Origin of the sequence: Ottowia caeni, from assembly GCF_050821495.1 — a bacterium.
GTDB lineage: Bacteria > Pseudomonadota > Gammaproteobacteria > Burkholderiales > Burkholderiaceae_C > Ottowia > Ottowia caeni.
Map to the genome: position 1 here is coordinate 1900606 of NZ_CP151080.1, position 12948 is coordinate 1913553.

Sequence of the window (12948 nt, forward strand, 5' to 3'; positions counted from 1 at the left end):
ACTATTCTTGGTTGATGGCGATGCGTGCGGTGGCTTCTATGAGCCGGTAGCTCTTGCCCTCGAACTCCAGCATCGCGCAGCGGTGCATAAGCCGATCGAGGATGGTGGTGGCCATGGTGGCGTCACCCAGGTACTTGCCCCAGTCCTGCACCACCCGGTTGGAGGTCATGACGCCAAAAGCGCTGCGCGTGTTTGTGCTTCGCATACACGATTTCGGTCTGAGAAGATCGAAAACACACGCCTTGATGACGGGGGAGCGCCGAGATCGCAGGGAGCCCGTCGGCCGGGCACCTGGGTGCTCAATTGTTCTGGTCAGTGTTCAGATGCCGAGCGGCTCGGGAACGACCGTGCTCTGGATGTGGCCGATGCCGTCGATTTCAATTCGCACCACATCGCCTGCCTTCAGGAAGACCTGTGGCACCATGCCCACGCCGACACCTGAAGGAGTTCCGGTTGCCAGGACATCTCCGGGCTCGAGCGTCATTACCGTGGATAAATGGGCAATTTGCTCGTAGATGTTGAAGAGCATGTCTGAGGTGTTGCTGTCCTGCCGTACCTCTTCATTGACGAACGCGCGAAGCCTTAGCGCGTGCGGATCGGGAACCTCGTCGTCAGTCACAATCCACGGGCCGATCGGGCCGTGCGTATTGAACGACTTACCCAACGTCATGGTCTGTGAGCGGCTCTGCCAGTCGCGAACGGACACATCATTGCAGACGACATAGCCCGCGATCAATGAGCGCGCTTGTTCAACGCTCACGTGACGGCAGCGTTGGCCGATCACCACGCCAAGTTCGGCTTCATAGTCAAGTTTGTCTGAGACTCGCGGCAGGTGTATTGGCGCGAATGGAGGGTGAACGCAAGAAACCTGTTTGTTGAACCACAACTGTGTTTCGGGCGCCTTCATGCCTAAACGAACAGCTTCTTCGACGTGCTTACGATAGTTCAGTCCGATCGCGAGGTACTTTGAAGGGTTTGGGATGGGGGCCTGCAGCTCTACGTCAGTCAATGGGTAAGACGCTCCACCTGACACGGCTTGAGCGCGCTTTAGCATCGCAGGTCCGGATCTGAGCAGCTCAAGCATCGTGGCAGGCAGGAGCGGGTCACTGGCCGGAAGGTCAATCACAGCATCGCCAACGACCCTGCCGATAGTTGTGTGCCCTCTGCAGGTGAAGGTTACGAGTTTCATGAAAAGGATCTCCTGTTAAAGAAAAAAACCGCCAGCTGCACGCAGTTCATGCATCGAACACGGGCTGAATTTTCAATTCTTTGATCTGCCAAACCCCGTCTCGCTGGAAAAAGCCGACAATGTATTCGACGATGGCGGTGACAGCTGCCTTCACAGGCAACGGGTGGCCTTCCTCGTTTGGAGATTGGAAGAAATGCACATAACAGGTGCCGTCAGCTTGGTCATCACTGCGCGCGCGAATGCTGATGTTGGTGCATAGGTGGCGTGTGACCTGATTCACCGGTCGTTTCCCGAGGAAGCTGCGAATTTCTTCGATCCCTCGTATGACTTGGCCTGCGCGGTCAAGTGTGGCGTCGTCTGCAAATACACCAAGCACCTTCGCATAGTCCTTGTGATCCAGCCCATTGGCGAAGTCAACAATAAGCTGGCCGCAGGCTGCTTGGATGTCGGCCTGCGTCGAGAGTCGGGGCTTGGTCATTGCGTTACTGCTGTGTCAGCTTGGTTGCGAACGCGGCGAAGCGGTTGATATAGGCCTGCAGGAATTGGCGGGTCGATTCCTCGGTCACCGTGCCGTCTTCCTCAATGAGGTTCGGCTTGAAGGTGACATAGCACTCGCCGCCGACAACGTTGGCGTTCAGTGCGCCAAGTACTTGGCGCAGGTGCAATTGAGCCGCAGCGGTGCCGATCGAGCCAGGCGTTGTGCCCGCCACCGCAATTGCTTTGTCGCGCCACACGTTCTTGTCCATCGGCTTGGAACCCCAGTCGATGGCGTTCTTCAGGACTGCCGGCAGAGAGCGGTTGAACTCTGGGGTGACGATCAGCATGCCGTTCATTCCGGAGCAAGCGTCGGTGAAACGGTTTACGACGTCAGGACGGTTGGATTCGAGGTCTCCGTTGTAGATCGGCAGCTCGCCAATGGAGATTGGATGAAACGATAGAGAAGGCGGCGCGAGCTTGACCAGAGCGGCGGCCAAACGCTTGTTGATTGATTCGCGGCGCAGGCTACCTACCAGTAGTCCGATTTTGCATGTGTTCATGTGTACTCCTGTAAAAATTAGATCTCGGATGCGGGGGTGACGATGGGAGCTGCAGGGGAAGTTCCAGGTTCATCATCCAACCCCAGATAGGCTCGGCGGATGGCAGGGCTGCGCAGCAGCTCACTCGCAGCGCCATGGGTGACGATGCGCCCTTCCTCCACCACGTAGGCGCGTTCCGCCAATGCCATTGCCATGGATACATTTTGCTCGACCAGCAGGATCGATGTGCCTTCTTGATTGATCTGTCGAATCGCTTCGAACATGGTGTGCACCACCAACGGCGAAAGACCCAGAGAGGGCTCATCCAACAGTAAAAGCCCGGGTCGGGCCATCAGGCCGCGCCCAATCGCCACCATTTGCTGCTGTCCACCTGATAGGGATCCTGCCAGGTGGTGCAATTTGGCGTTGAGCGCGGGAAACAGCGTGAGTACGTGTTCCAGAGATTGGCGCCGCAGCTTCTTGGCGCGACCAATGTAGCTTCCCAGTTCCAGGTTGTCGAGCACACTCATTTGCGTGAAGAGTCGTCGACCCTCGGGAACCAAAGCTATTCCCTTGTCGCAGAAGCGATGAGGCGGCAGATGCGTGATGTCCTCGCCTTGGTAGCGGATGGAACCACTGCGCACGCGATGCAGGCCAGCAATCGCATTGATCAGCGTGGTCTTTCCCGCGCCGTTGGGGCCCACCACACATACCAACTCGCCTGTCGAAACTTCCAGATCAATGTCCCACAGTGCGGGCGCTGCGCCATAGCTGACTGAGACGCCGCGTGCCTCAAGCATGGTTGCCTCCCAGATAGGCCTGAACGACGGCAGGGTCGCGCATCACTTCTTGGGCGGGGCCGATAGCTAAGAGACGCCCGTGGTTCAGCACGGCCACCCGATCGGCCAGTGCCATGACCGCGCGCATCACGTGCTCGACAAAGACTATCGTGGCACCTCTATCCCGGATGCGTCTGACCAGCGCAATCGCTTCTTCGATTTCCGACGGCGTGAGACCCGAGAGCACCTCATCGAGCAGAACCAACCGCGGGCGAGACGCAAGCGCACGGGCCAGTTCAAGGAACTTCCGCTGGTGCAGGTTGAGATCGTCAGGCAGCGCATGTGCTTTGCTGGCGAGGCCCGTGAACTCCAGGCAGCGCCAAGCTTCAGCCTTGGCGGCCCGTTCGTCTTGCTGACTTACACCAAACTCAGCGGCCAGTGAGACGTTTTGCAGCACCGTAAGGTGTGGAAACGGGCGCGGAATCTGGTAAGTGCGCGCGATGCCGCTTTGCGCGATTTCGTGCGCTGCCAGATGGCACAGTTCGCGACCGTCGAAGCTGATCAGGCCGCCACTGGCTGCGAAATGTCCGCTAACAACATTGATGAAAGTGGATTTCCCCGAACCGTTCGGACCGAGCAGACCCAGAATCTCGCCTTGGCGAACCTCCAGGCTGACCCCGTCAAGTGCCTGAACGCCTTTGAAAGCCTTGGAAAGGTCGCTCACCACCAGTAAGGGCGCACCTGATGGAGTCTCAGTTTGTCCGGCTTTTGTAATGGTTCCGAGTTCAACAGATGGCTTTGTGGGGGGCACTGGGAGCGCTTCGGGCGTTCGAGTCCAACGTTTCTGCACGTACGCCATGACGCCCTGAGGCATGAACAGGATAACTGCGATCAGAATCACGCCGACTGCCGCTTTGCCCACGAGAGGACTGGTGCCTGCGGTGAAGTAGTACAGCAAAAGGGTAATGAACACGGCACCTACGGCAGGGCCCGCCCAGTGCCGAGTTCCCCGAGTACGCTCATGAGCACCACAGTGAGGGGAAGGGCAAGATTGAACGTCTCGCCAACCGTTACGTATGACACGAAGAGCGCGTGAATGCCGCCAGCTAAGCCGGCCATGGCGCTGGAAATGGCAATGGCCACCATCTTGTAGCGAAAGGTCGGCACACCCATCACTTCGGCCACGTCTTCATCGTCATGAATCGCGAACAGACCAGTACCCAGCTTGCTGTATTGGACGCGCCACGAAATGAGCATCGCGAGCACGGCGCCGATGAGTGCCATGAGATACAGGGCGGATGATTGCGTGGGCCCAAGGGCAGGCACCTCAACAGCGTTGAGGTACAAGCCTGGCCCGCCATCAATAGGTGTGTTCAAGATCACCGTTGCAAGTACAAAGGTGACGGCCAGCGTGAGTAATGCAAACATTTCGCCGCGTACTGAGTGAACGCGAAACACGACGAAGCCAATTGCCAGCCCGAGCAGGGCAGGCACGGCGGCAGCGAGCGGTAATGTGGCAATAAAAGGCCAATTCAGCTTTCCCGTGAGAACCGCTGTGGTGTACATGCCTGCTCCGAAGAACGCGCCGTGGCCAAACGAAAAGTATCCCGTATAGCCTGAGAGGATGTTCCACGACAGTGCCAGGATGATCCAGTGGCACATGAGGTAAAGGAGCGATTCGACAAATGCTGGCAGCCCCAGCCATGGGACGCTGGCAAGTACCCCTCCTGTCGCCAGTATTGCGACTACGGTCTTGTTCATGTTCTTGGTTTAGCGCAGCTTCCCGGGACGCAGCAGCAGCATCGCGATCAGCAGGGTGAAGGAAACGATGGGCGCCCAGGAGGGCGATGCCACGGCCATGGTGATCGCCTCGCTAACGCCAATCACCACGCCCGCAATCAATGGACCCAGCGCGCTGCCGAGTCCTCCCAGCATCACTGCGGCGAACACTACGCCCACCCATGCAAAGATCTGAGAAGGCGCCAGAGTGAAGCTCAAAGCCAAGCAGATCCCGGCCACGGCTGCCAATGCGGCGCAAGTGCCGGCGAGCAAAAGCGCCATGCCTTTCTGATTCATTCCGTATGCAGCGGCGATAGGGCCGTCTTCTGCCATCGCGCGCAGCGCCCGACCGAGGTCCGTGTATTTCATGGCAGCCCAGATCGACATCGTGATGACGACTGACAGCAGCAACGTCACGAGCTCGGGCGCCGGGAGATAAAGTGATCCCAGAGTAAGCTTGATGTCGCTATAGCGAGTCTCCAGGCGCCGGAAGTCCGCTGTCCAGATGCCCTGGATCAGGCTTTCGACCACAGCAGTCAAGCCGAAAGTGACGAGCAGCGAGCGGAATGCCTCGATTTGAAACCGTTCCATCGCCCACTGCATCGCCACACCGATCAAGAAGAATATGGGCGGCAGAATGAGGAGGCTGAGCAAGGGATCGAGGTGCCACGTCTCAGCCATTTGGTAGCACAAGTACGCCGAGAGGAAGACCCAACCGAAGTGCGTCAGGTTGATCTGGCGCAATAGGCCCCAGGTCAGTCCCAAGCCTAATCCGATGAGGCCGTAGAGCGCGCCCAGGAATATGCCTGAAAGTATGGATTGCAGCAGCAGATTCAGACTGGGCAAGGTCATAAAATCTTCTTACCTTACCTGCAACTTGGCCCCTGGCGCTGCGTACGCTTGCGGCCAGATGGTTACCCACTTTCCGTTCTGCACCTGCTTGATACGGTTGTAGTCGGCGCCGAAGTTGCCCTTCTCGTTGAATCTCATGCGCCCCTGGATGGTGTCGACCTGATTCTTGCGTAGCCATGCGGCAATGACTTTGTCGTCCAGGCTATTGGCACCTTTGACCCCAGCCTCAAGGATCTGCCAGGCAGAGAAAGATGCAGCGGCCTGAGTTTCCACAGATGGATCAGGAAGGTTGGCGCGCGTGGCGCGTTCACGATAGGCGCGCACAAACTCTGTTGCCACCGGGTTGTCCGTAAATGGCGGGTGCTCCTCGAAAATGGTGATAGACAGCGCGCCATCTGCCTCCGGAGCCTTGACCATGGGGCCGGGGGCAGGGAGTTGATAGAAGTGGTGACGCGGTTTGAAGTCGATTTTCTTAAGCGCGTCTAGCAGCATGTTGCCTTCCAGCCCCAAAGCCCCGCAGAAAAGCAGGTCCGGGTTGGCATCCTTGATGCGCGCCGCAATGGGCCCGAAGTCGCGGTTTCCGAAGTCCCATTCCAGGAAGAGAACCTCAGTAATTCCCCGTTGCTTGGCTACCTCTCTTGCACCCTGAGAAATAAAATGCACCGAAGGGAATTTGCTTGTGACGACGGCGATAGTCTTCGGCGGCCGGGGCGATGCGGCCAGCGCATCAAACAAGGCTGCGGGAATAGCCTTCTCAGGCTCCGGCCCCAGCGCCCATCCGTGGAACTGTTGGTCGTACTTGGCCAGATTCGGAATGCCGAAAGTATGGTGCACCAGCGTCTTGCCGTAGCGCTGTGCGACGCCCATTGCAGACAGAATGTTGCCGGTGCCATAGGGGCCGATCAGTAGGTCGACTTTGTCCGAAGTGACCAACTGCTCATAGAGCGTGCGGGCTACATCAGGCTTTGACTGATCGTCTTTGAGTATCCATTCCACTGGGCGCCCGAGCAAGCCGCCACGTTTATTGAGTGCCTCCACGTAGAGTTCGCCAGTGATCTTGTGGATCAGGCTCGGCGATGCCAGCGGACCGGTCAAGGCGAGTGTGCCGCCCACCTTGACGGGGGCGCCAGTAGGCTGAGCTAAGGCGTATGGGCCGAATAGGGTTGAGGCGCCAATTGTGCCGGCTGCAGCAACGAACGCGCGTCGATCAAGGGTCATGGTCTATCTCCTGGAGTCGGGTCTTGAGGCGCAGGCTCCGGTGCCCGTGCGGAGCATTCCATCGAAAAATTGCTCATGAACTTGTTCAACGTCTCAACGCGGCAGACGCGTTTTTTGCGGGGGCAACGGATTCGCGAGGAGACTTTGAACATGCTCTCAGGCTGCGAAAGAGCCCCGAATGTCGGACACTGGCAGGTGGACGTTGCGTGTGAGAAGGGCCTTTTCTGGCTCGCCGGCGCGCAGGCGAGCCAGGTACTCTTCAGGGTCGTACTCCACGCCAATCGGGTTAACTCCGTAGCCCGGTCCTGACATGAAGTCATTGGCATCCTCATTCGACTCAAAACAGTCGACCTGAAACTCCATCTGGTTGCCATCCGGGTCCGCGTAGTACATCGAAATCGTGATGCCATGATGAATGCACCAGTACGGCTTAATGCCCAGGTCTCGCAGGCGTTCATAGTTGGACAGCAGGATGGGCAGTGATTTGTAGCAGTAGGCTACATGGTCCACCCCGGTCTTGGCGCGCCCCGCAAGCTCTCGCGCCTGCGGGAGCAGCAGATCCAGGTTCAGCAGCGCGACTCGATGATGTTCATCGTCGTAGGTGAGGAATGTGAGCGCCGGATTGCCGAACTGGATCTTCGCACCGAAGACCGTTTGGTACCACGCAATCATCTTGTCGTACTGGTAGGTGCGATAGACGATGTGTGCGAACTTCGTGGGGCGGTCGATATGTTCCATGGGCAGAGTTTTTTTGAATGCGCATTCAGGTCAATGTCAAAAATATCGACGGTTGAGCTGTTTGAGCAAAAAAATCGAGAAGTTTGTTATTGGAAGCGTTTTCTCGATTTTGTTTATGATGAGGCGGCTCGGCATCAGCAGTAACCCTAGCTGAGGAGCCTGTCGGACTTGGAGCGACGAAAGCGAAAATGGGCCCCAGGGATGACAGTTTTTGCAGCATTCGCAGGCCCACAGCAGGCTATGGGTCAAGAAGACTGTAAAAAATGGACTGCTGCGGCTCATTTGCAGCCGGCGATTTCCAAGTCCGGACAGGCTCCAGGCAGAGGTTCGCTAGCTTTTCGCCTTGATCGCTGGCGAGGACGTGCCCTATGGGGGCCAAGTCGACGTGCATTGAGTTCGTTTTACCGATTTTTTTCCTACAGGCATCGCAGGGTTCAAGTTGACTGCCTTTAGGAGCAAAATATCGATGAACCGGATACTTTGAGATTACTTTGCTGCCAACTCGCATGGAACTTCCGATTGAAACGATCGCCTCAGAACTCACCCAGGGAGCCACTCTCGCTTCCACGGTGTTCGAGCGTTTGCGCGAGGACATTCTGGAAGGGCGCTTTCAGCCTGGAGAGAGACTTCGGATCAGTGTGTTGGAAGAGCGCTATCAGGTGGGCTCCAGCCCGATTCGAGAAGCGCTGAACCGGCTGATGTCTATCAGCCTCGTGCAGCAAGTCGATAGGCGTGGCTTTCGTGTGCTTGCTTTGGGCACGGAAGATCAGATGGAACTCAGTCGCACGCGTTGCTGGGTCAATGAAATCGTGATCCGGGAGTCAGTCGCCCACGGCGATGATGCCTGGGAGGAAGCCATTGTTCTGGCGTTCCATCGGTTCTGGCGCTGTCCGATGCTTTTGCCCGGAGGGCAGGTAAGCAGAGAGTGGGAGCTACTTCATCGCAGATTCCATGCATCATTGATTGCGGCGTGCCCCTCGAAATATATGCGCGACTTTCATGAGCTTCTGTTCGACCGCGCCGACTGGGCGCGGCGGGCATCTGCGCAGTGGATTGACCCGGAAGCCTCGATCGCAGAGCATCGAGCCATCATGGATGCAGTCCTGAGCCGCGATGCAGCGCTTGCCATTAGCCTACTCAACAAGGCGATAGAACTGCTGGCCGAAGGAAGCAGCGAGCACACCAGTGTCCTTCAGGGCAACCAGATCCGCTGCCCCATAGGCGCGGCTTAGCGTCGAATGCAGTGTCGAATCAGCGCGAGGACGCAACCTCGTAAGGCAGCTCCCCGCAAAATAACTATCCACTGCGTCGCCGACAACTCCTATTAACCTTGCCACTGGTGGGCGGCTGGACGCTTTCGGCGAGGAACCTCAGTCCACCTTGGCGCCAGATCTTTTCACGACGGGCTCGTAGCGGGCGCGCTCTTTTGCCATGAAGGAGCCGAACTGCTCCGGCGTGGTGGGGACGGGTTCGGCCATGAGCTGTGCAAAGCGTTGCTGGGTGGCCGGCGTTTTAAGTGCCGTGGTGAAGGCTGCGTTGAGCTTGTCGATGACTTCCTTTGGGGTGCCGGCCGGAGCCACCAGGCCCCACCAGGTATCTACCTCAAAACCTTTAATGGTCTCGGCGATGGCAGGAACGTCGGGCAGCATCGCCGAGCGCTTGGCGGTGGTAACGGCCAAAGGCTTAAGTTTCCCTGCCTTGATGTTGCTTGAAGCAGTGGCCAGGTTGTCGATATTGAAATCCACCTGCCCCGAGACCAGAGCTAGCTGAGCCGGGTTGCCTCCGTTATAGGGAATGTGTACTGCGAAGATGCCGGCGCCTTGCTTGAACATTTCGCCCGCCAAGTGACCTGCGGACCCATTGCCACCGGAGCCGTAGTTGAGCTTGCCCGGGTTCTTCCTGGCGTAGGCGATCAGATCTTTGAGCGTGTTGATCTTCAGGCGAGCGGCAGTGTCCGCGTTCATGACCAGAACGTTGGGCACGCGCACCATTTGTGTAATGGGGGCAAAGTCCTTGGCAGCATCGAAAGGCATCTTGGTGAAGAGCCAAGGGTTGATGGCATGCGTGGCGACTGCCGCGATGCCAATGGTGGTGCCGTCCGGCGCTGCCTTGGCGATCAGATCACTCCCGATATTGCCGCCAGCGCCCGGCTTGTTATCGATAATGACCGTGCCGAGCGAATCCTTGACTTGTTCGGCCAGGGCTCGCGCGGTGACATCCAGCGGTCCGCCAGGCGCATAGGGCACGATCAGACGGATAGGCTTGCTGGTTTGGGCGGTGGCTGCGGCACTTGCGGCGAGAGCAATGCTGGCAAGGAAAAGTGAGCGTCTTTGCATGGCGTGGTAGTAGAGAGTGAGTTGCGAGGGCAATTCTCAGCACAAAATGTGCGTAGGTGAAGGGGGCTATCACCGTGAAGGGAAGGCACCCGCGTTTTAACCTGGAAGCGTTTTCATAGAACTGGGTTTAATCAAGGTGCCAGACTGCACGCACCATCGCTTCCACATCTACTACGATAGCATCCCACAATACATAACAGACTGACACCCATGGGCAAAGACTGCTCAAGGTGATCAGAGTTCACCATTTTTTGAGGTTTATGCAATGCTGCTTGATGCCGACGACTGCCAACTCGTGCTGATTGATTACCAGGAACGTCTGATGCCGGCCATCGACGGACGCGAGTTCGTGCTGGCCAATGCTCAACGTCTGGCGCGCATGGCGAATCTGCTACGGGTGCCCGTGTGGGGTACCGAGCAAAATCCAGACAAGCTTGGTGGCCTGGATGAATCGCTGGCACCTCTGTGCGACCGCATTGTGTCAAAAATGGCTTTCAGCGCCGCGGATGAGTTGTTGCCGCTGCTGCGTCCGGCGCCCAAGGTGCAGCGGGGTAACGCGCGCAGCTTGCCCAAGCACCTGCAAAAACCTGTCGAAGAGTTGCCGGAGCGCGGCACCGTAGTCGTGGCCGGGTGTGAGGCGCACGTTTGCCTGATGCAGACGGCGCTCATGCTGCTGGAGGCTGAGTGCGACGTATGGGTGGTCACCGACGCCTGCGGCTCTCGGACGGAGCGCAATCGCGATGCTGCTTACGATCGTTTGGCGGGGGCGGGGTGCGAACTCGTGACGACCGAGATGGTGTGCTTTGAATGGATTCGCACGGCGGAGCACCCTGAGTTCAAGGCCATGCAAGCGATGGTGAAGTAGTTCGCTGGGCAAAAATTGAACACGAGTTGCCCAGTCACACAGCTTTTCGCGAGTCAGGTTTACGCAAGTTGATCCGCCATAATTATGAATTCAAAATGTGGGTCGGGCCGGAGCCAGCATGGTACGGAGACCCCTGGAGCTAATTTGCAGCCGGCGATTTCCAAGTCCGACAGGCTCTTAAGCAACAGAATTCTTCCGCCCATTCAAACGGGCAGATCGGGATCCGAGGAGACAACTTCATGACACGCTACGCCGATTTCTACACGCGGTCCATCGACCAACGCGACGAATTCTGGGCAGAACAGGCCCGTTTGATCGATTGGCAGACTCCGCCGCAAACGATTTGCGACTACAGCAACCCGCCATTTGCCAAATGGTTCGCAGGTGGAACCACCAACCTTTGCCACAATGCGGTAGACCGGCACCTGAAAGATCGTGCCGATCAGCCGGCGCTGATTTTCGTTTCCACGGAGACTGATCAGGAAAAGGTCTACACCTTCCGCGAACTGCATGGCGAGGTGCAGCGCATGGCGGCCACACTGAAAAGCCTGGGTGTTGGCAAGGGGGACCGGGTCTTGATCTATATGCCCATGATTGCTGAAGCCGCATTCGCCATGCTGGCCTGCGTGCGCATTGGCGCATTGCACTCCGTGGTGTTCGGTGGCTTTGCGTCTGGTTCACTCGCCACGCGCATCGAAGATGCGGAGCCTAAAGTCGTTATCAGCGCTGATGCTGGTTCGCGGGGTGGCAAGGTCGTCGCGTACAAACCTCTGCTGGACGAGGCCATTGAGCTATCCAAGTACAAGCCAAGCGCTGCGCTTCTGATAGACCGCGGTCTTGTGCCTATGAGCCTGGAGGCAGGGAGAGATTACTTGTGGGCCACCGAGCGGGAAAAGCATCTGAACGCAGAGGTGCCGTGCGAATGGGTTGACGCCACTCACCCCAGCTACACGCTCTACACGAGTGGCACCACGGGGAAACCCAAAGGTGTCCAGCGCGATACCGGTGGCTACGCGGTCGCGCTGGCCGCTTCAATGAAGCATATTTTCCAGGGCAACGCGGGCGAAACCTATTTTTCTACGAGCGACATCGGCTGGGTGGTCGGGCACAGCTACATCGTTTATGGCCCGCTGATTGCAGGCATGGCGACCATCATGTACGAAGGCCTACCCATCCGGCCGGATGGCGGAATATGGTGGCATCTGGTCGAAAAGTACAAGGTCACGGTGATGTTCAGTGCCCCCACGGCGGTGCGCGTTCTGAAAAAGCATGACCCCGCCTATCTCAGCAAATACGATCTTTCAAGCTTGCGAGCACTCTTTTTGGCTGGCGAGCCGCTGGACGAGCCAACTGCGCAGTGGATCAGCGACGGCCTCAAGGGCAAACCGATCATCGACAATTACTGGCAAACCGAAACGGGCTGGCCCATTCTGACGGTCTGCAATGGTGTAGAGCCTATGGCCACCAAGTTCGGTTCACCAGGCAAGGCCGTATACGGTTACAACGTAAAGCTGCTGGACGATCAGACAGGTGCCGAGCTTACTGGCCCGAACCAGAAGGGCGTGCTCGCCATCGAAGGGCCGTTGCCGCCGGGGTGCATGCAAACGGTGTGGTGCGATGACGATCGCTTTGTGAACACTTACTGGTCTTCTGTACCGGGCAAACTGGTGTACAGCACCTTCGACTGGGGTATTCGTGACCAAGAAGGTTACTATTTCATACTTGGTCGCACGGACGACGTGATCAATGTCGCAGGGCATCGTCTTGGTACGCGTGAAATCGAGGAGGCGATCTCTGGTCACCCGAACGTAGCCGAAGTGGCCGTAGTGGGGGTTGCTGACAATCTCAAGGGTCAGGTTGCCATGGCTTTTGCCGTGCTGAAAGATGCCAGCCAACTTGACGATGAGGCTGCCATGCTAAAGCTTGAGGGTGAGGTGATGAAGGTGGTCGAGAGATCTCTAGGCGCAGTTGCCAGGCCGGCTCGGGTACGTTTCGTCAGTGCCTTGCCCAAAACCCGTAGCGGGAAGATGTTGCGTCGCGCCGTGCAGGCGGTCTGTGAGGGGCGCGATCCGGGCGATTTGACCACCATGGAAGACCCGGCTGCACTGCAGCAGATCAAGAACATGGTGGTTAGTTAGCCTTTCCGCTTGTGTGGGTTGTTGGCCTGTTCCTCCGC

General features: G+C 57.7%; 13 protein-coding genes and 1 pseudogene. 3 read left to right on the plus strand and 11 right to left on the minus strand.

The features are described 5' to 3' along the window. Position 1 precedes the first annotated feature (1 nt). The 10 genes and pseudogenes from AAAK34_RS09220 to AAAK34_RS09265 form a co-directional block, all read right to left on the minus strand. Positions 2-172 (minus strand): annotated as a pseudogene (locus AAAK34_RS09220) (ATP-binding protein); the annotation flags it as partial. 147 nt (positions 173-319) lie between these two features. After that, positions 320-1189, minus strand: coding sequence for a fumarylacetoacetate hydrolase family protein (locus AAAK34_RS09225; RefSeq protein ID WP_231695017.1), 870 nt, complete (start codon positions 1187-1189; stop codon positions 320-322). 46 nt (positions 1190-1235) lie between these two features. Continuing rightward, positions 1236-1667: a nuclear transport factor 2 family protein gene (locus tag AAAK34_RS09230; RefSeq protein ID WP_231695016.1), complete on the minus strand. Its 432-nt coding sequence runs from the start codon at positions 1665-1667 to the stop codon at positions 1236-1238. Between the two features lie 4 nt (positions 1668-1671). Then, entirely contained in the window at positions 1672-2226 is a 555-nt protein-coding gene (locus AAAK34_RS09235) for an NADPH-dependent FMN reductase (protein WP_231695015.1), read from the minus strand. A 17-nt stretch (positions 2227-2243) separates the two neighbouring features. Beyond that, positions 2244-3005, minus strand: a complete 762-nt coding sequence (locus AAAK34_RS09240) for an ABC transporter ATP-binding protein (protein ID WP_231695014.1) — start codon at positions 3003-3005, stop codon at positions 2244-2246. Continuing rightward, complete coding sequence (locus tag AAAK34_RS09245) at positions 2998-3957, minus strand: ABC transporter ATP-binding protein (RefSeq protein ID WP_431777958.1); 960 nt, start codon at positions 3955-3957, stop codon at positions 2998-3000. The genes AAAK34_RS09240 and AAAK34_RS09245 overlap by 8 nt, the downstream gene beginning before the upstream one ends. 5 nt (positions 3958-3962) lie before the next feature. Continuing rightward, on the minus strand, positions 3963-4745 hold the full coding sequence (locus AAAK34_RS09250) for a branched-chain amino acid ABC transporter permease (protein ID WP_431777959.1): 783 nt from the start codon (positions 4743-4745) through the stop codon (positions 3963-3965). Positions 4746-4754: 9 nt separating this feature from the next. Next, positions 4755-5615: a branched-chain amino acid ABC transporter permease gene (locus AAAK34_RS09255; protein WP_231695012.1), complete on the minus strand. Its 861-nt coding sequence runs from the start codon at positions 5613-5615 to the stop codon at positions 4755-4757. 9 nt (positions 5616-5624) lie between these two features. Then, on the minus strand, positions 5625-6833 hold the full coding sequence (locus tag AAAK34_RS09260; RefSeq protein ID WP_231695011.1) for an amino acid ABC transporter substrate-binding protein: 1209 nt from the start codon (positions 6831-6833) through the stop codon (positions 5625-5627). Between the two features lie 156 nt (positions 6834-6989). Next, positions 6990-7571: a VOC family protein gene (locus AAAK34_RS09265; RefSeq protein ID WP_231695010.1), complete on the minus strand. Its 582-nt coding sequence runs from the start codon at positions 7569-7571 to the stop codon at positions 6990-6992. Between the two features lie 506 nt (positions 7572-8077). Here AAAK34_RS09265 and AAAK34_RS09270 point away from each other — a divergent pair. Then, positions 8078-8803 (plus strand): GntR family transcriptional regulator, encoded by a 726-nt coding sequence (locus AAAK34_RS09270; RefSeq protein ID WP_231695009.1) that lies wholly within the window; start codon positions 8078-8080, stop codon positions 8801-8803. Between the two features lie 138 nt (positions 8804-8941). On the opposite strand, the gene AAAK34_RS09275 is transcribed toward AAAK34_RS09270, so the two are convergent. Beyond that, entirely contained in the window at positions 8942-9907 is a 966-nt protein-coding gene (locus AAAK34_RS09275; RefSeq protein ID WP_231695185.1) for a tripartite tricarboxylate transporter substrate binding protein, read from the minus strand. A gap of 265 nt (positions 9908-10172) precedes the next feature. Between AAAK34_RS09275 and AAAK34_RS09280 the strand changes: the two genes are divergently transcribed. Both AAAK34_RS09280 and AAAK34_RS09285 read left to right on the plus strand, forming a co-directional pair. Continuing rightward, complete coding sequence (locus AAAK34_RS09280) at positions 10173-10772, plus strand: isochorismatase family protein (RefSeq protein WP_231695008.1); 600 nt, start codon at positions 10173-10175, stop codon at positions 10770-10772. Positions 10773-11011: 239 nt separating this feature from the next. Further along, positions 11012-12910, plus strand: coding sequence for a propionate--CoA ligase (locus tag AAAK34_RS09285; RefSeq protein ID WP_231695007.1), 1899 nt, complete (start codon positions 11012-11014; stop codon positions 12908-12910). Positions 12911-12948: the final 38 nt, after the last annotated feature.